Below are 18,215 nucleotides of genomic sequence, written 5' to 3' on the forward strand. Positions count from 1 at the left end.
ATCATTTTGGCGTCGGGCATGTTGATTTTGCCCGTCCTGTTTGGTTCCGCTGCCGGCGCCGCTGCGCTTATTATGGCGCTGATCTGGCTGTTGGCCCTAGGTTGGCAACGCGAGACTTGGCGCGCATTGCCCCGCTTTCAACAGGTGTGGTTGGCCTCCGGTCTTGGTTTCTTCGCGCTGTTTGCAATAACCGCCCGCACCCCACACGATCTGATCTATGGCTTTAACACCTTTGCGTTTGTGCTGGCGATTGGCGTATTCGCGTTCGCCCGACGCTGGCTTACCCCACGCCATCTGATTTTTCTGTCTAGCGCAACCTTTTTAGGGCTACTCATAGGAGCGGGCTGGGCATTTTATCAGCATCATCAGTTGGGGGTGCCGCGCACCACAGCCTATGTCGGCGGTGGGTCAAACTTGGTGGCTCGCGTCGCGTTGATGCTTTATTTCTTTTCACTGTTGCCACTGTTCATGGCCAAGCCCTTGCGCTGGTGGTGGGGCGTTGCGGCCCTTTCATTCCCGGCAGCAATGCTGATAGTGATCTATTCTGGGTCTCGCGGCACGCTGTTGGTCACGCCCCTAATGGTGATGGTCCCATTAATTTTTACGCTGCCCGCTTCAGCGTTCAAGTCGGCCCGAGCCTATCTTGTCCTGAGCATCGTCTTGGCCCTCGCCTGTAGCGCTGCTTATTATCTTGACCCCAATAACTTGGTGTCACAGGCGCTAAGCCGCATTCAAACCGTTTTGGATGGGGAGGGGATGGACAGCTCGACGCGTTTACGATTCGAAATGTGGCAGGTCGCATTCGCCCATCTCACAGAACACCCCATTGTCGGCACCGGTTGGCATAGTTTTGTCACTGCGACAGAGGGTCATGAACTTTATACCTACGCGGAGCGTGCGGGCTTTTTTAATTTCCACTCGGACCTCGGCAATTTCGCCGTAGCCGGCGGAATGATTGGTTTATTGCTATATCTGTTTCTGCTGCTTGCGCCCTTGCTGTTCTGGCAAACGCCACATGCACACCCATATTTTCGTGTCCGACTTGCCTGGGCGTTGTCGATGCCGGTTTTGTTCCTTGGTCTTGGCCTCACCGATATGGTGATCGGTTTTGATTACCCAACCATGTTTTATGCCTTCAGCTTTGCGTTGGTGTGGGGCTGCACCAACCGAGCAAAAGCAGTATCCCTGACCAAGGCTGAAATGCAAATCGATCAGGGTGTGACGGGAAAAAAATAGTATGGCCGAAGCCAAAAACACAGTTTTTTTGCCTGAGAATTGCAAGTTGCGGCGTGTGCCGATGTTCCCCGATGTCCAGCGATCCGAACAATTTATGTCTCAATTTGATCAGCGTGGCATTTTTTACAGCGTGTTTAGATCCGCTGATGGCAAAGGTATTTGGTTTATTGGTCCAGAACTGATGAGCCTCGCATCTCATATACAAGAGATGCACGTTGTTGGCAGACGTTCTCGAATCCAAAAAAAGATGTGTTTTGTAAAGAGTCGCGCTGCACTAATCGGATATGTCTCGATGCCCGCTGACGAAACTGAAGTCGATATTTCTCTTGGTGGAATAGTGATAACTGCCGCTGTCGGTGATAACTACAGCGAGAAGATGGATGCTTCTCGTATCGTATATGCAATCAATAAGGACAATGATCTGGACTGGATTGCTGACTGGGCCAAATTTTATTCACGTGAGCACGGGGCTGACAGCATTGTTATCTTTGATAACGGTTCAAAAACCTACGAAACTGCTGACCTTCGCAGACTTCTGGCAAGCATAGACGGTCTGACCAATGCTCATGTCGTCAACTGGGAATTCGTTTTTGGTGCCCTAGATCCTGTTGCCCAATCCAGAAAGACACATTTTTCCATTATGTTTGCCCAGCCTGTGATGCACTTGGAATTGTACTTGCGGTATGGCTTTCATGCGCGTTCAATCCTAAATGTAGACATCGACGAGCTGGTTGTGTCCAAGCGTTCCCGTTCTATCTTTGAAGTGACCGAAAAAAGATTGTTTGGATGCGTAAAGTTTGAACGCTTTTTGGTTGAAAATGTGATTGATGGTGACGTCGCGTTTCCAAGTTTCTTGGACTTTGTCTTTCGAAATAAAGAAAATCTGGGTCGTCAAGACCGCTACAAAAAATGGGCATTTTCACCAAAGCGCGTGAAGAGAACCTCGAAGGTTGCACTGCCCAATACCCATTGGGTGGACGGAGTAGTGAACCCCTATCCAACGTCGCAGGAGTTTGTTTGCTACCATTTTGCTGGTATCACGTCGGGTTGGCGTGTGAGGGATGATGTTGATGTCAGCCGAGAATGGCAGCATAAGCGCCACATCGCGGAGCCTTATGATCCGAACAAGCACGTGAAAGACGAGTTTTTGGCCAGTAAGTTGCAAGAGATATTTGGACGGGATGATGAATAAATCTTCCAAAGGTTATCTATGGAACTTGAGAAGCGGATTGAAGGAAGAGTTGGCACTTTCCACTCTACGCCTTGATCAGGACAGTCCAGTGAAGCGTTTGCCGAAACATCCCAACCGCGCACGGCCACAGCAGTTTCTCGACAGCTTCGATTTCACAACGCTTTATTACGATTGTTTTTGGGATCAGGAGCAGCGCGATATTTTGTGCGTTGGTCCCACGCCAACCAATCTGAGGGCGCACTATAAGAAGGCGATTTATAGGGCCTTGCCATCTGGTAAAATACTGAAAGTGAAGCACTTCTTCTCGCTTTCGGTAATGACCTCTCAATTGAAAGATGTGCCATCCGACACGGTTCAAGTTGAAATGGAATTTGCTGGCCAAGTATTTGTGATGGACGTGCAACCCAATGGATGTGAGCATTTTAAGCGTGAAAATCTGATGTTCACCCTGTCCAAAAACAATGATTTGAAGTGGATCAGGTTCTGGGCGGACTACCATGTGCGCCACCAAAACGTCACCAGCATCGTGTTTTTTGACAATGGTTCGGATCAATATGAGTTGAACGACCTAATTGACACCTTGCGCAGCGTGAAAGGATTAAAGAAGGTCCTTGTGGCCACCATGCCCTATCCATATTGCGCCAAAGATGAGATCCTAAAAGTAAATCCTTATTGGGCACACTTCTTACAGATTGCGTTGATGACCATTGTGTTACGTCGTTTTGGCATGAGGGCCAATGCAATCCTCAATCTTGACGTCGACGAACTTGCCAACAGCAATGGCGCTGGTGATGTGTTTGCACTTGCCGAAAGGTCCAGTCTTGGCATTTTGGCCATGAAAGGTATCTGGGTGGAGCCGATTGCGGAGAGTAATTCCGGTGATCATCGCGATTTCTGTACCGTCGCAAAGGATGAAAAGATAAGCCATTGCTATGCAGGAAAATGGGCAATCGACCCGAAACGGAAATGGTTCAAAAAGCTAAAAGTATTTCCCTATATGCACTGGATTGAAAATCGGGCGCAATTGGGCCGTCGTTATGTCGAGGGCGTGCATTTTTGGCACTTTAAGGGCATCAACACCAATTGGAAGCTCAAACGGGCGAAACCAATGGAATACGATCCTGAAATCCATGAGAAGCGAGATATTACCTTTTAGTATCGAGAAAGCCTTTTAACCCTTGGTCTAGTTGCAATATTGACCAACTCATGGGAAAAGCTTTTCAGTCATCCAACCTTTGTCGCGAGGGACATATGCCTGCCATTAAAAAAGAAGACTTCATCCAGTCGATTGCTGACGCGTTTCAGTTTATCTCTTATTACCACCCGCTCGATTATGTCGAGGCGGTGGCCAAGGCATATGAGAAGGAAGAAAACCCGGCGGCAAAAGATGCCATTGCGCAGATTTTGACCAATTCGCGCATGTGCGCGGAAGGACATCGTCCGATCTGCCAGGACACCGGCATCGCCGTTGTGTTCCTTAAAATCGGCATGGATGTGCGCTGGGATAGCGACATGTCGGTTGAAGATATGGTCAATCAGGGCGTGCGTCAGGCCTATGCCGAAACCGACAGCAATTTGCTGCGCGCCTCGCTTTTGATGGACCCGGCAGGCACCCGGAAAAACTCAGGCGACAACACGCCGGCTGTCATCCATTATGAAATGGTGGCAGGCGACAAGGTGGATGTGACAGTTGCGGCGAAGGGCGGCGGTTCTGAAAATAAAGCCAAGCTCGCCATGTTGAACCCCAGCGACGATATTGTGGAATGGGTACTTAAAACCGTGCCGACCCTTGGCGCGGGCTGGTGCCCGCCGGGCGTTTTAGGCCTGGGCATTGGTGGCACGCCAGAAAAGGCGATGTATCTGGCCAAAAAGTCGTTGATGGCCCCAGTGGACATTCAAGAGCTGATCGAGCGCGGCCCAAACTCCACGGCAGAAGAATTGCGGCTGGAGCTTTATGAAAAGGTCAATGCCCTTGGCATCGGCGCGCAGGGCCTTGGTGGCCTGACCACAGTGGTGGATGTGAAAGTGCTGGATATGCCCACCCATGCGGCGTCCAAGCCTGTGGGCCTGGCACCAAACTGCGCCGCCAACCGCCACGTACATTTTGAACTGGATGGTACCGGCCCTGCAAACCTAACACCGCCGCCGCTCAGCGCCTGGCCAGATATTGGCTGGAAACCATCGACAGGCGCAAAGCGCGTTGATTTGGACAAGCTGACACCGGAAGAAGTAGCCACCTGGAAGCAGGGCGATCGCCTGTTGCTGAATGGCAAAATTCTGACTGGTCGCGATGCCGCGCACAAAAAGATTCAATGGCTTTTTGAAAGTGGTGAGGGTCTGCCTGAGGGCGTCGATTTCACCAATCGCGTCATCTATTATGTGGGCCCTGTCGACCCCGTTGAAGGCGAAGCGGTTGGTCCCGCTGGCCCGACCACGGCCACCCGCATGGATAAGTTCACCGAAATGATGCTGGACAAAACCGGGCTTGTGGCGATGATCGGCAAGGCCGAGCGCGGTCCGGCTGGCTTGGAGGCCATTGCCAAGCACAAGGCGGCCTATTTGATGGCCACCGGCGGTGCCGCCTATCTGATCTCCAAAGCCATTCGCTCTTCCCGCGTTGTCGCGTTTGAAGAGTTGGGCATGGAAGCCATTTACGAGTTTGAGGTGGAGAATATGCCGGTGACGGTCGCGGTGGATTCCACGGGGGAGAGCGTGCACAAAATAGCCCCGGCCATCTGGCGCAAAAAGATCGGCAAACTGCCCGAGCCAGCATAATGGATCTGCCCAAAGGCTATCGGCTGCGCGCGGTGCGCGAGAGCGATCTTGATATCGTTTGCGCGCATCGCGAATTGATGTTCTCAGACGAGGGCAAGCGCACCCGCGATAGCCTTGAAAAAATGACCGCCTATTTCCGCCCCTGGCTGCAAGAGCGGTTGGGCGATGGCCGCTATTTCGGCTTTATCATTGAACGCGAAGGCGAGGCCGTGGCAGGCATCGGCCAATGGATTATCGACTGGGCGCCGCACTTCCACCATGAAGAAGAAGCGCATCGCGGCTATATTGCCAATGTTTATGTCGACCCTAACCATCGCGGGAAGGGCCTTGCCAAATTTCTGGTGAGCTGCGCTGAGCAGGAGTTTAAAGCGCGCGGCGTTTCCACCATGGTGCTCCACGCGTCCCGCGCTGGCGAACGGCTCTATGAAGCGCTTGGGTGGGACCAGACCAGCGAGATGATGAAAATCATCGACTAGAAATATGGGCGGCCAGAAGCCGCCCAATCATACCTTAACGCAACCAACCTTCCGGTTGCGGATGCAGGTTCATCAACCCGCCTTCAGAAGCCTTGTCGATTGCGGCGATTTCATCGTCGCTTAGCTCGAGATTGTCGAGCGCGCCCAGATTGTCTTTGAGCTGTTCCAGCGTGCGCACGCCGATCAGCGCCGAGGTCATTTCTTTGCGCCGCAAGGCCCAGGCCAAGGCCAATTGCACCAAAGTTTGGCCGCGGGATTTCGCGATCTCGTTCAACCGATCCGCGGCGTCAATCACGCCCATTTCCAGATGCGAAGCGGCGACGGAAGATGATTTCTCCGCGGCGCGGGTGTTTTCGCCTTTGCCTTTGGAATATTTGCCGCTCAACACGCCTTGGGCCAGCGGGGAGAAGGCAATGCAGCCCACGCCCAGTTCGCCCAGCGCATCCAATGTGCCATCGTCCTCAATCCAGCGATTGAGAATGGAATAGGACGGTTGGTGAATAGTGAGTGGCACACCCATCTCTTTCAGAATGCGGTGGGCTTCAATGGTCTGTTCGCGCGGATAAGAAGAAACGCCGACATAGAGCGCCTTGCCCTGGTGATAAAGCGAAGCGAGCGCGCCCATGGTTTCTTCCAAAGGGGTCTCCGGGTCAAACCGGTGCGAATAGAAAATATCGAAATAATCGACATTGCAGCGCTTCAGGCTCTGGTCGCAGCTGGCGATCAGATATTTGCGCGACCCGAATTCACCATAGGGGCCAGGCCACATGAGATAGCCGGCTTTGGATGAAATGATCATCTCATCGCGGTAGGGTTTGAAGTCATGTTGCATTATTTGGCCAAAAAGTTCTTCGGAAGAACCGGGAGGCGGACCATAATTGTTGGCCAAATCGAAATGAGTTACGCCTTGGTCAAAAGCATAGGCCAAAATCTCAAGTGCGCTTGGATAGTCGCGCGTGCCGCCGAAATTTTGCCAAAGCCCAAGGCTGATGGCGGGAAGCTTTAGTCCGGAACGACCGGAGCGGCGATATTCCATTTTGTCATAGCGAGAAGCTGATGCGCTATAGGGCATAGGGACCTCGTGATGTTGATATTGCTGTAATTTAGTGTCGGCAGGACGGATAGGATGACATAGATCAAGGGCAATATGCAATCGTTTGCGCTACAAAGATCAAAGCTTGGCGGCGCGGCGCTTTTTTGCTAAACCGCCCCATTGAAATTTGCAGCCTCAATTGATGAGGCGATGGATCATCCAAGGAAGCTGAAAATGAGCGAATATAAGGTCGTTGCGCTTTATAAATTTGTGTCTCTGCCAGACTATAAAGAGCTGCAAGAACCCATTCTCCATTTTTGCAAAGAACGCGGCATCAAAGGCTCGTTGCTTTTGGCCGAAGAAGGCATCAACGGCACAGTGGCTGGCACGCCAACCGCTATTGACGAGCTGGTGGATTATCTCGAGCGCGGCAACCAGTTTAAGGGCCGGTTCAAAAACAGCGAGATCAAATTTTCTGACGCGAGCGACATGCCGTTTTTGCGCATGAAGGTGAAGCTGAAAAAAGAGATCGTGACCCTGCGCGCGCCCGAGGCTGACCCCAGCAAGCAAGTGGGTACCTATGTTTCGCCTGAGGATTGGAACGACATTATTTCTGATGAAGAGATGGTCGTTCTCGACACCCGCAATGATTATGAAGTGGCCATCGGCACCTTTAAAAATGCGATTGATCCGAAAACCGATAGCTTCACCGAGTTCAAGGATTATGTGGCGAAAAACCTTGACCCGGAAAAGAACAAGAAGGTCGCTATGTTCTGTACCGGTGGCATCCGCTGTGAGAAAGCGTCATCCTATATGCACTCTCAAGGATTCGAAGAGGTCTATCACCTCAAGGGCGGTATTTTGAAATATCTGGAAGAAATGCCGGAAGAAAAAAGCCTTTGGGACGGTGAGTGCTTTGTGTTCGACGAACGCGTCTCGGTCGGTCATGGCCTCAAAGAAGGCAATTTGACCCTTTGCCGCGCCTGCCGCTATCCGCTCACCGAGGAAGATCAGCAGCATCCGAAATTCATCGAGGGCCAGCAATGTCACCATTGTGCCGACAAGATTTCAGAGCGCAGTCGTGCCCGGGCCGCCGAGCGGGAAAAGCAAATCCGTTTGGCTGCTGAACGGGGCCAGGCCCACATTGGCGATGAGGCCGAAGAGTTTGCCCGCAAAAACAAAGAGCGCATGAAGCAATTGCGCAAAGAGCAGCGCGAGTTGAACCGCAAAATGGAAGAGAAGCAAAAACAGGCCTAAGCTGAATCAGGCCGGTGCGATCGGCAACAGGCCGGCGGCGCGTGCCGCCTCCGTTTGCCCGCGGCTGATCGGCAGTTCCGCACCGTCCTTCATCACGGCGACCATGCCGCTGCCTTTCCTGCGGGTTTCGGCAACCGCATCAAGCGCAACCCAATGGGAGCGGTGGATTTTCACCCCCCGCACCCCGTCCGTCTCTTTGATCGCATCCGCCAGCCGCAGCAAGATCAGCTCCGCCCCATTGCTGGTGACAATGTTCACATAGTGGTCCTGCATCGACAAATAATAGAGCTGTCCCCTATTTTTCACGTTCAGCCGCGCCATTAAAGGCACTTGTTTTGGCGGGTTGATCACCTCGCTCTTGGGGCGATCAAACAAATAGTGCAGGGTGGAGATGCAAATGGAAATGGCGACGCAATAGACCCAGACCATAAAGGATTGGAAGCCGGGAATCTCCCAATCGCCCAGCGCGATACCATTGATCAGGACAATCAAGATCGCCACTGCAGTGCCCGCCCCAAGGCCCGCCACCATCACATGCAACACCGCATTCGTGGTTTTGAAATAATATTCGAAAGCGTTGATCACCAAACTGCCCGCGAAGACTCCGCCGGTATAGGTGATCGCCACCGTTGTCAGCCAATAGCCAAGGCGGGGCCCCGTGGAAAAATGTGAGAAGGTCTGAAATGGCCCGATCAGTCCCACAATGACAGCCACTGTGACGATGCCAGCCCAGACGCGGCCGGAGCCAAACATCTCGCGCATTTCGCGAAGCGTCAATTGCAAAGGACCTTCGTTCACGAAGCACTCTCCCATTTTTGCGAAATCCGCATTGTGACTGAACTTAGTGTTCTCCTTTATCGCACACAAGACAGCGGCGCAATCGGCCGCACCATTGCAATTGGATACTGAGGCATTCGATGAACACTGAAATTTTGGCAACGGCACCCTTGCCGGTAATCATCCATATCATTGCCGCGCTTTATTGCATCGGGTTGGGTGGCTATATGCTCTATGCAAAAAAAGGCTCACGTGCCCACAAGATTATGGGCTGGAGCTGGGTCAGCAGTATGTCGATTGTGATCTTCAGTGCCTTCTTCATCCACGGGTTTGAGTGGATTGGCCCGTTTAGCCCGATCCATTTGATTATATCCTTCGCGATTATGGGCCTTTGGACCGGCATCCGCGATATCCGCGCGAAAAAGGTGCAGGCCCATCGCGAGGCAATGTTGTCCATGTATTGGGGCGCGCTTGGCGTACCGTTCATGCTTGCGTTGCTGCCCGGCCGCCGTTTGAACATGCTGTTGTTTGAAGACGGAACGTTATTCCCCTCTGTTTTGTTGGCCCTTCTGCTTGTCATTGTTGGGGCCTATTTGCGGTGGGAAAAACAGTTAAAGCACTTTTTGTCCCCCCATAGATAAGCATCTTGACCAGCGGCCAATGGCCAACATCACCTTTAACAAAAACATTCATATTAAATCGCCAGTTATGCGGGCAGATACCCGTCTAAGATTGGCGCTTGTCCTGCCCACCTATTGCTGTGACAATCGGTGCGCAACTTACCAAGAAAGGCCATTATAGATGACCCGACCTGACCGTGCCTTAATGCCAGACTATCTGCGGCTTTTCGCCTTGTTCGGAATTGTGATTGTCAATGTCCAGTTCATTGCATTTTCGGTGTTGGACGGTTTTGCCCTGCCCGAGGATATTGCGACAACCGATGCCGTAACACTTTGGCTGGTCAATGGGCTGGCGCTATTGAAATCCTATAGTCTTTTTTCCTTTATGTTCGGGGTGGGGCTAGGATTTTTATTGCAGTCAGCGGCTCGTCGCCATCTGTCATTTGGCCATATTTATCGAAACCGCATGCTCGGATTGCTCTTGCTCGGCGTGCTGCATGGTTGCCTGTTATTCCCCGGAGATATTCTAGTGGTGTATGCCATCACTGGCTCTATTCTTTATCTTTTTAAAGACTGGTCGGTGCGTCGCTTGGTGAAGACCGGCGTGATCCTTTTGGTGCTTCAACTGTTCTTGGCAGTTCCCGCATTTTTGGCCACCCCTGAAACGCCTGCCGATATTGTGCTGTTGGAACGCCAAATCATGACCGAAGGTGGTTTTATCGACGCTGTTATCTTTCGTGTCATTGGTTTTGCCATCACTCTGCCTATTGTGCTCGTGGCACAAGGCACGTCGGCCCTGGGCTGGTTCTGCCTTGGTTTGGCGGCAGTTAAGTCTGGCATGATCGACAAGGCTGACCATCCGCTATGGCAACGCGCCCGCCGTTTTTGCCTGATCCCTGGTGTGGGGCTTAGTCTTCTTGGGGCTGGCCTATGGCAATGGGGCCCGGAAGATATTGGTATGATCCTCACTATTTTCGCGGCACCAATCTCCACCATTGGTTATCTCGGACTGATTGCAGCGCTATCCACACGACCGGGCCCGATCATGACGCGGTTATTGACTGCCGGTAGCTCCAGCCTGAGTGTCTATCTGGGGCAGTCCATAGTCTTGTCGACGATCTTTTCGAGTTATGGTTTGGGCCTCTGGTCACAAGTCGATCCACTCACCGCCACACTCATCGCGATTGCGGTCACGCTTGTATTGATCATTGCGCTTACCCTTTGGCGGGCTAGATTTAAACTGGGGCCGTTCGAGTGGGTTCTACGAGGCATCACCTATGCCGGGACACAGAAAAACATCGCCGAAGAACAAAAGTCCTAGCGGCGTTCCTGTGCCAAAAGCGCTATTTCGCAGCCATATTCATGGTCGCAGTGAGATGGTCGAGCACGGCTTGCCGTGCGGAATCAGCTGTGTCCGGGGCATAGCTGGCCCTGGCAAAAAAACCGAGCAGCAGCAAATAAAGCTGCTCGGCACCCCGGTGCGCCTCAGCCGCATTCAGTCCAGCCGCTTGCAACAGCGTGGAGACATATTGAATGCGCGTTTGCTCGGTCTGGCTGACAATTTCACGGATATGCGGATCAATCATGGCCCACCCGCGGATGGCCATTTCCCCTTGCGCCGAGCTTAAGGTGCCCACCGGCTCATCAAGCGCAACTTGAAGCAGGCTGTGCAACTTGGCTTGCGGGCTGTTGCCTGCAGCTTCATTGGCGGCCATCACAGCGTTGGTGCCCTGTTCAACCCAATAGCGGATCAATTGATCCAGCAAATCCTTGCGGTCTTTAAAATGCCAATAGAATGACCCTTTGCTGGTGCCCAATTGTTTGGCCAGCCGTTCTACCTTGACATTGTCCACCCCGCCCTGCGCCATGGCCACGATAGCGGCCAACAGCCAATCCTGAGCGGAGAGTTGCTTGCGTTTTGGTTTTTCCTGGTTTGCCATATCTAATCCTTACACGGTCAGCTTGTCGCAAATCTGCGACAAATGCGCCCGAACATACGCATCCGTATGGCGTTTGATGAATAAATGCAATACATACGGCGCCGTATGGAAAGGGATAATTATGAAAAATGAACTCAATATCTGGTGGACCGCGGCGGGCCTTATGTCGCTTGCGGTGGCCGCAATCCACATCTTTGCAGGTACGCCGGAGATCATGTTGCCTTTGTCAAAAATCGAAATGCCTGATGTGCTTTTTGCAATTTTGGATGTGATCTGGAACCAGGTGAGCCTGTTGTTGATCGTGGTCGGTCTGGCGTTGCTTCTGGCAGCGAAGCGGGGCGAGCGCGCCAGGGATATGGTGCTGTTTATCAATGTCGTTTATGCCGGCATCGCTTTGATCTTTATCGTCGCGGGCATCTATTACCTGCAATCCTTGCGGCCCATGCCCCAATGGGTTCTGTTCATCGCCATGGCGGTGGTAGCGCAAATTGGCTGGCACAAACAAAAAGGTCGGGTGCACTAGCACCCGACCCCGCATGACGGTCAAGGGAGGAACCACACATGCAAAACGACGGCGACACTTCCTGTATGCTTGACGCATAAAGGCCTATCGACGTGCGCAAGCGGCGCTTTTCCCGGCCACCACTTATGGGGCTAAAAGCGCATATTTGTGACAGTTGGACGAAACAATTATGACCGTGCTGCCAATGGTGTTCGATCGTGTTCCACACGTTGCCAGAAATTGAGCAAATGCTGCCGCACCTCATCCGTGGCATCCAGATTGGCACAATGGCCGCCATTCGGTACGTCAATGAGTGTAAAATTTTCGCGCGGTTGCATTTGGGCTAGGGTGGCAGACAGGGCTGCATTCACTGATTTATCCTGGCCACATTTTAGCATCAGAATGGGACCGTCATACTTCACAGCGCGATCAATCAGGTCGTAGTCCCCCACATGACCGACAATTTTGGTGACGACGTCAACATCGATCGACCGCAGCATCGCTTCAACCAACGGCCGGGCTTGTTTGTTTTTGGTGGTGCCAATGGCACCAATTTTGCCAATCAAATTGGGCCCCATGACTTTATAAATCCACTTCAATACCCCAACACCGGCTTTGGGTGTGGTCAGCGAATAAGTGGTGCCAAAGCTGGCAAAGCTGCGGAAGCGTGGGCCATGATCAGCCAGCGCCCAAAGCGCAATGATGCCGCCGAGGGAGTTGCCCACATAATGGAAGTGTTGGGCGCCGACATGATCAGCAACGGCCAGAATGTCATTTGACAGCTCCGCAATGGAAAAAGCGTCAAGATCCGTCTGCGCCGGTTTGCCGGAACGACCGTGCCCGCGCAAATCGGGCACAATCACGCGATAGCCGAGATCGGCAAAATAGTGGGCATCAGCGGTAAACTGCATGCCCGAAGCCGCAAGCCCGTGCACCAGAAAGACCCCCGGTCCGTCCTTTGGTCCCACATCACCATAAGCGAGGCGCACATGGTCCCGCTCAACGAATGTTGCGGGTAAAAATTCGGGTCTATAGATCATATCGACCTTTTTCGTGCCTGCCATTTACGCGTTGCCAATCAAGATGCCAGCTGCAAAGACCAATGAGCCACCAAACACCACCTGCATCACGGCGCGCCAGAATGGCGTATCCATATAACGGTTTTGAATGTAGGCGATGGCCCACAATTCCACAAACACCACGCAAATGGCGGTAACGGTGGCTGTCCAGAAATCCGGGATCAGATAGGGCAGGGCGTGTCCCAGCCCGCCTAGGGTGGTCATGATGCCGGAGGCAAAACCGCGCTTGATGGGCGAACCTCGCCCGGTCAGCTTACCATCGTCAGAAGCGGCCTCGGTGAACCCCATGGAGATGCCCGCACCGATAGAGGCGGCAAGGCCCACCAGAAAGGTCTCCCAGGTCGAATGGGTGGCAAAGGCCGCCGCAAAGATCGGCGCCAGCGTGGAAACCGAGCCATCCATCAGCCCCGCCAGACCGGGCTGTACATAGGTCAGCACAAATTTGCGGTGCTTTTGCTTGTCCTCTTCTTCAAGCGCCGCTTCGCCTAAATGTTCATCGCTCAGATCATTGGCGGCATTCTTATGGTGCTGCTCGGCCAGCGCCAGATCGCCCAGCAATTTGCGGATATTAGCGTCTTTGGTGCGCTTTAGGGCTTCGAGATAAAAGTTCTGCGCCGCCTCTTCCATTTCCCAAGCTTGTTGGCGGATGGTTTCCAGCGGCAAATTCTTCATCAGCCAAAGAGGCTTGCGCTCCAAAAACCCTTTCACATGCTCTCGACGCACCAGCGGGATGTTGTCGCCAAATTTTTTCTTGAACATGTCGATCAGCATGCCGCGATGCTCATTTTCTTCGTCAACCATGCCGTCAAACACTTTGGCCGATGCGGGAAACTCATTCCGCAGCATCTCGGCATAGGCGGCATAGATGCGCGCATCATCTTCTTCCGCGGAGATCGCCAGCGCCAGAATTTCAGCTTCAGAAAGGTCGTCAAAACGGCGACGATTGCCGCCCAGAACGCGATTTAACATGACTTAAATCCCAAATTAAAACAGCCAGATGATATCAATCTAGACCTGATATTTGGCAAGAACAACACACGGCTGAAATAAATCCGGCGTGGCGACAATCAATCGCAAATTTTGTATCGGCAGCGGGCACCGTGGCAGCCCAGATCCAGATGTAAATGATCCTTATGCGCTGCATTGGCTTCGGGGCCGAGCACGGTCGTAAAAATGTCGCAACCAAGCTTATGGCTTTGTCGGATAAGCTTTTGGTCTTCATCCTCAGCCGTCCATGCATCAGGCAATTTCACCGTCGCGCCATTTGTTAGAACAAATCCGGTCAAGTCGATCGCATTGGCAAATCCATGTTCTGAAATTTTGCCTGTGTCGGCATTGTTGCGACGACGGCAAACATAGCTGGTGCCCGTATTCAGCTGTTTTAGTCCAGCACCATGGATGGTGCGGCTGAGATGATCAACGCGCTTAACCCAGCCAATGAACGCGGTGCCCATGGCGCAATTGATAGTCACAGGCGTCGCCAAGCGAATATTGCGTCCGTCAATCTCGATGGCGTTGAGTTGATAGGGAGATTGGGTGCCGCATCCCGCATCCTCAATGGGCGGCAGGATTTCAGCGTCAATCCGATCACTCAATAGTGCCGGACAAGCAACTTGATAAAGAGGGCTGCCGGGCTGCAGCCCTTGACTTTGCGCAGTCACGAGCTCTTGCGGTCGCTTGGGCGGTTCAGGTTGAGCAAGTGCTGCGGTCGCAATGGCAAACAACAGAAGCGTAAAGAGGAGGGATTTTTTGAAAATTATCTTCCCTCCTATTCAATGCCTCAAGGTTATTCTGATTTTTTGTTTCGGCGAAAATCGTCATGGCACGAGCCGCAACCCGCCGCCACCGTGCGCAGCACTTGAGCGGGGTCCTCATCCAGTTGGGCGCGCGCTTCTTCCAGTTTCTGACTAAAGAAACGGATTTCATCTTCAAATTGTTCCGGCTGGTCCCAGATTTTAGCCCGCGCTTCGCTTACATCTGGCAAGTGTCGCTCGTCGAAAAGGGCTGGCAACTCTTCAGCAAAGGCGTTGAGTTCGTCCAACGCTTTTTGCGCCGCCGCCGCATCAACCTCGTTGCCGGTTGTGGCCGCGCGTAGCGATTTGAGGTGTGCTTTGGTTTCGCCCATTGCATCCATGCGCTCCTTTGTCGGGCCCATAGCCCCGCTATGGGCAAACACCAAAGGCACTGAGGCGACAAGGGCAAGCATTAGGAAAAACGCGCGGGGAAAGGGTGATTTAGCATTCATACAGGGAGGCTCCGTAGGCTAAAAGATATTATTCGCTTTTTGCAACGCGCGAACATAGGTCACAATATTGGCGACTTCTTGTTCGGACAGGCCGTCAATGGACGGCATGTTGCCATAAGTCCAATGATGAGCCTGCACACCATTGCGCACCGCCATCAAGAAAGCAATGTCACCATGATGATTTGGTTCATAAATTCTGTGCACCAGGGGTGGACCATTCTCGGTGCCTAGCCCATAAGCGCCGTGACACGCAATGCAATTCTCGTCAAAAGACCGTTCACCTAGTTCTGCCGTTACACTAAGCGTGGGCAACACAAAGCCTTCGGGTGGTGCTGGCTTTTCTGCAGGTGTCGATGGAAGCGGGGCAGGTTGCATATTTAGGTATATCTGCCAGCCACCGGCTGCTGCTAAAGCGACCAAAATAAACCCCAAAACCACCTTGCGCATGCGACACCTTTAGATTGTACTCCGTGAGGGTTATCTACCCCTTCCAGCAGGGGGAAGGTCAAGTATTCAGACGCGGACCGGATGGGCGGACCAATTCGCCGCCTGCCGGGCGTTTTGGCTTTTTTTAGATGTGCGCCAATTTCTCTTTTCTTGTGAAAAGAAAGCTGGTAATCACCTGCACCATGACAGAGCTTAAAAACATTCGCAATTTCTCCATCGTTGCCCATATCGACCACGGTAAATCCACCTTGGCGGACCGCCTGATTCAACTCACAGGCGGCTTGACCGAGCGTGAAATGCAGCAGCAAGTGCTGGACAGCATGGATATTGAGCGTGAGCGCGGGATCACCATTAAAGCTCAGACCGTGCGGTTGAAATATGAAGGTAAGGATGGCGAGACCTACATTTTGAACCTGATTGACACGCCAGGCCACGTTGACTTTGCCTATGAGGTGAACCGCTCGCTGGCCGCGTGTGAAGGCTCCTTGCTGGTTGTAGACGCATCGCAGGGCGTTGAGGCGCAAACCCTGGCCAATGTCTATCAGGCCATCGAGGTGGACCACGAAATTGTACCGGTGCTCAACAAGGTTGATTTGCCAGCGGCCGATGTGGAGCGGGTCAAACAACAGATCGAAGATGTCATTGGTCTGGACGCTTCTGATGCGCTGGAAATTTCTGCCAAAACCGGCCTCGGGGTGGAAACGGTACTGGATGCGATTGTGGATCGCCTGCCGCCACCGGTAGGCAATGTGGATGCCCCACTCAAGGCCATGTTGGTGGATAGCTGGTATGACTCCTATTTGGGCGTTGTCGTGCTGATCCGCGTGATCGATGGAAAAATCAAAAAGGGCCAAAAGGTCAAGATGATGAATACCGGCGCGATCTACGATCTTGACCGGGTGGGCGTGTTCACGCCCAAGCTGATCGAAACGGGCGAGCTGGGTCCGGGTGAAATCGGCTTCATCACCGCCTCGATCAAAGAAGTGGCCGACACCAATGTGGGTGACACCATCACAGACGCGAAAAAGCCATGTGAAAAAGCTCTGAGCGGGTTCCGCCCGGCGCAGCCTGTGGTGTTCTGTGGTCTGTTCCCTGTCGACGCCAACGACTTTGAAGATCTGCGCGCTGCCATGGGCAAGCTGCGCTTGAACGATGCCAGCTTCTCTTATGAAATGGAAACCTCTGCCGCGCTCGGCTTTGGTTTCCGCTGCGGTTTTTTGGGGCTGTTGCACCTGGAAATCATTCAGGAGCGGTTGAGCCGCGAATTTGACCTTGATCTGATCGCCACCGCGCCGAGCGTGGTCTATGAGCTGGAAATGTCCAATGGCGAGATGGAGCAATTGCACAACCCGGCGGATATGCCCGATGTGATGAAAATCAAGGAAGTGCGCGAACCGTGGATCCGCGCCAATATTCTGACGCCGGATGAATATCTGGGGGGCATTTTGAAGCTCTGTCAGGATCGCCGTGGCATTCAGGTTGATCTCTCCTATGTGGGCAGCCGCGCCATGGTGCAATATGATCTGCCGCTCAACGAGGTGGTGTTTGACTTTTATGATCGCCTCAAATCCATTTCCAAAGGCTATGCCAGCTTTGACTATCAGTTGTCCGACTATCGCGCCGGCGATCTGGTCAAAATGTCCATCATGGTCAATGGGGAGCCGGTGGATGCGCTTTCTATGTTGGTGCACCGTTCTGCCGCTGAAGCTCGTGGACGTGTCATGTGCGAAAAGCTCAAGGAGCTGATCCCGCAGCATTTGTTTAAAATCCCGATTCAGGCCGCAATTGGCGGTAAGGTGATCGCCCGCGAAACCATTTCGGCGCTACGCAAGGACGTGACGGCAAAATGTTATGGTGGCGATGCTAGCCGGAAGCGGAAGCTGTTGGACAAGCAAAAGGCCGGTAAGAAGAAAATGCGCCAGTTTGGCAAAGTCGAGATTCCGCAAGAGGCCTTCATCAAGGCCCTCAAAATGGGAGACGGCTAGTGAATTTGAATGATCCCGGCATGGGCAAAATTGTCGGCGCGGTCCTCGTCGCGCTGATTGCGCTGACCTTTGTGATTGGCCCCGACGCAGCCGAACAGGGCAGCGTGACCTACTATTCGGTCTTGCTCGGGTTCGCTGTGGCGCTGTATTATTTTGTCACCGGCCTGCGCGAATATCTGGCGTTTCGGCGCAAAGACTGACATTGCCCTTTTGCCAATAATCGGCAGCCTCGTGCGAAATATCGGCGAGAACGGCATCAAGCTGTTGGTCGTCCAAATAGCGGCGCAGGACACGCGTGACGCCGATGATCGCATGCTCATCAGCAAAATTATGGGCCCGGCGCAAATCCTTGACCTCCTCGATCAAGTCGTCGCCGGTGCTGAATAAAGGTACATATTCTGCCTCATGCCAGCCGGCCACAAAAATGGCCCGAACCATCGGCGGTAAGACTGCTGCAAACAGCAACACCTGCGGTGCGGTGAGACGACGGCGAAACACCAGCAGCACCGATTGAAGCAACGTATAGGCCTGATTACGGGTTGCCAGATGCAACTCCTCGCAAAGCTCGGTCAGAAGCTGATCGTAAATGATGGTGGCCCGTTGATATTCTTGCGGCATCGGCATCGGGATAAACTCCGCTTCAAACTAAAC

20 protein-coding genes are annotated in these 18,215 nt (G+C 52.9%); 11 read left to right on the forward strand and 9 right to left on the reverse strand.

All coding sequences use genetic code 11. The features are described 5' to 3' along the window. The first annotated feature begins 18 nt into the window (after positions 1-18). The 5 genes from L1I42_RS02290 to L1I42_RS02310 all read left to right on the forward strand — a co-directional run bounded on the left by L1I42_RS02290 (position 19) and on the right by L1I42_RS02310 (position 5,679). Positions 19-1,236, forward strand: a complete 1,218-nt coding sequence (locus tag L1I42_RS02290) for an O-antigen ligase family protein (RefSeq protein ID WP_236112883.1) — start codon at positions 19-21, stop codon at positions 1,234-1,236. 1 nt (position 1,237) lies between these two features. Continuing rightward, complete coding sequence (locus L1I42_RS02295; RefSeq protein WP_236112884.1) at positions 1,238-2,428, forward strand: hypothetical protein; 1,191 nt, start codon at positions 1,238-1,240, stop codon at positions 2,426-2,428. After that, entirely contained in the window at positions 2,421-3,584 is a 1,164-nt protein-coding gene (locus L1I42_RS02300; RefSeq protein WP_236112885.1) for a hypothetical protein, read from the forward strand. Before L1I42_RS02295 ends, L1I42_RS02300 begins: the two co-directional genes overlap by 8 nt. Before the next feature lie 95 nt (positions 3,585-3,679). Further along, positions 3,680-5,203, forward strand: coding sequence for a fumarate hydratase (locus tag L1I42_RS02305; protein ID WP_236112886.1), 1,524 nt, complete (start codon positions 3,680-3,682; stop codon positions 5,201-5,203). After that, positions 5,203-5,679: a GNAT family N-acetyltransferase gene (locus tag L1I42_RS02310; protein WP_236112887.1), complete on the forward strand. Its 477-nt coding sequence runs from the start codon at positions 5,203-5,205 to the stop codon at positions 5,677-5,679. Before L1I42_RS02305 ends, L1I42_RS02310 begins: the two co-directional genes overlap by 1 nt. A gap of 34 nt (positions 5,680-5,713) precedes the next feature. On the opposite strand, the gene L1I42_RS02315 is transcribed toward L1I42_RS02310, so the two are convergent. Next, positions 5,714-6,751 (reverse strand): aldo/keto reductase, encoded by a 1,038-nt coding sequence (locus tag L1I42_RS02315; RefSeq protein WP_236112888.1) that lies wholly within the window; start codon positions 6,749-6,751, stop codon positions 5,714-5,716. A gap of 195 nt (positions 6,752-6,946) precedes the next feature. Here L1I42_RS02315 and trhO point away from each other — a divergent pair, with 195 nt between their 5' ends. Beyond that, positions 6,947-7,969, forward strand: coding sequence for an oxygen-dependent tRNA uridine(34) hydroxylase TrhO (gene trhO, locus L1I42_RS02320; RefSeq protein WP_236112889.1), 1,023 nt, complete (start codon positions 6,947-6,949; stop codon positions 7,967-7,969). 6 nt (positions 7,970-7,975) lie between these two features. Here trhO and L1I42_RS16330 read toward each other — a convergent pair whose 3' ends face one another. After that, complete coding sequence (locus tag L1I42_RS16330) at positions 7,976-8,767, reverse strand: LytTR family DNA-binding domain-containing protein (protein ID WP_236112890.1); 792 nt, start codon at positions 8,765-8,767, stop codon at positions 7,976-7,978. A 119-nt stretch (positions 8,768-8,886) separates the two neighbouring features. On the opposite strand from L1I42_RS16330, the gene L1I42_RS02330 reads away from it, so the two are divergent. Beyond that, the gene (locus tag L1I42_RS02330) at positions 8,887-9,387 is read left to right on the forward strand and encodes a DUF2306 domain-containing protein (RefSeq protein WP_236112891.1); all 501 of its coding nucleotides are present in this window, start codon (positions 8,887-8,889) and stop codon (positions 9,385-9,387) included. Positions 9,388-9,547: 160 nt separating this feature from the next. After that, the gene (locus tag L1I42_RS02335; protein WP_236112892.1) at positions 9,548-10,687 is read left to right on the forward strand and encodes a DUF418 domain-containing protein; all 1,140 of its coding nucleotides are present in this window, start codon (positions 9,548-9,550) and stop codon (positions 10,685-10,687) included. Positions 10,688-10,709: 22 nt separating this feature from the next. Here the strand turns inward: L1I42_RS02335 and L1I42_RS02340 are convergent, their stop codons facing one another. Next, positions 10,710-11,306 (reverse strand): TetR/AcrR family transcriptional regulator, encoded by a 597-nt coding sequence (locus L1I42_RS02340; protein WP_236112893.1) that lies wholly within the window; start codon positions 11,304-11,306, stop codon positions 10,710-10,712. A 121-nt stretch (positions 11,307-11,427) separates the two neighbouring features. Here L1I42_RS02340 and L1I42_RS02345 point away from each other — a divergent pair, with 121 nt between their 5' ends. Then, positions 11,428-11,829, forward strand: coding sequence for a hypothetical protein (locus tag L1I42_RS02345; RefSeq protein WP_236112894.1), 402 nt, complete (start codon positions 11,428-11,430; stop codon positions 11,827-11,829). A gap of 167 nt (positions 11,830-11,996) precedes the next feature. Here L1I42_RS02345 and L1I42_RS02350 read toward each other — a convergent pair whose 3' ends face one another. The 5 genes from L1I42_RS02350 to L1I42_RS02370 all read right to left on the reverse strand — a co-directional run bounded on the left by L1I42_RS02350 (position 11,997) and on the right by L1I42_RS02370 (position 15,579). Next, complete coding sequence (locus tag L1I42_RS02350) at positions 11,997-12,872, reverse strand: alpha/beta fold hydrolase (RefSeq protein WP_236112895.1); 876 nt, start codon at positions 12,870-12,872, stop codon at positions 11,997-11,999. After that, complete coding sequence (gene mbfA / locus L1I42_RS02355; protein WP_236112896.1) at positions 12,873-13,856, reverse strand: iron exporter MbfA; 984 nt, start codon at positions 13,854-13,856, stop codon at positions 12,873-12,875. 98 nt (positions 13,857-13,954) lie between these two features. Beyond that, the gene (locus L1I42_RS02360) at positions 13,955-14,548 is read right to left on the reverse strand and encodes an extensin-like domain-containing protein (protein WP_236112897.1); all 594 of its coding nucleotides are present in this window, start codon (positions 14,546-14,548) and stop codon (positions 13,955-13,957) included. Between the two features lie 125 nt (positions 14,549-14,673). After that, positions 14,674-15,132 (reverse strand): c-type cytochrome, encoded by a 459-nt coding sequence (locus L1I42_RS02365; protein WP_236112898.1) that lies wholly within the window; start codon positions 15,130-15,132, stop codon positions 14,674-14,676. Between the two features lie 18 nt (positions 15,133-15,150). Beyond that, the gene (locus L1I42_RS02370; RefSeq protein ID WP_236112899.1) at positions 15,151-15,579 is read right to left on the reverse strand and encodes a c-type cytochrome; all 429 of its coding nucleotides are present in this window, start codon (positions 15,577-15,579) and stop codon (positions 15,151-15,153) included. Between the two features lie 182 nt (positions 15,580-15,761). On the opposite strand from L1I42_RS02370, the gene lepA reads away from it, so the two are divergent. Next, complete coding sequence (gene lepA / locus L1I42_RS02375; RefSeq protein ID WP_236112900.1) at positions 15,762-17,564, forward strand: translation elongation factor 4; 1,803 nt, start codon at positions 15,762-15,764, stop codon at positions 17,562-17,564. After that, positions 17,564-17,764: a hypothetical protein gene (locus L1I42_RS02380; RefSeq protein ID WP_236112901.1), complete on the forward strand. Its 201-nt coding sequence runs from the start codon at positions 17,564-17,566 to the stop codon at positions 17,762-17,764. Before lepA ends, L1I42_RS02380 begins: the two co-directional genes overlap by 1 nt. Here L1I42_RS02380 and L1I42_RS02385 read toward each other — a convergent pair. After that, a complete protein-coding gene (locus L1I42_RS02385; RefSeq protein ID WP_236112902.1) occupies positions 17,721-18,188 on the reverse strand; it encodes a DUF2267 domain-containing protein in 468 nt (155 codons plus the stop codon). The genes L1I42_RS02380 and L1I42_RS02385 overlap by 44 nt on opposite strands. Between the last annotated feature and the right edge of the window lie 27 nt (positions 18,189-18,215).

Source organism: Maritalea mediterranea, assembly GCF_021568695.1.
GTDB classification, from domain to species: Bacteria; Pseudomonadota; Alphaproteobacteria; order Rhizobiales; family Devosiaceae; genus Maritalea; species Maritalea mediterranea.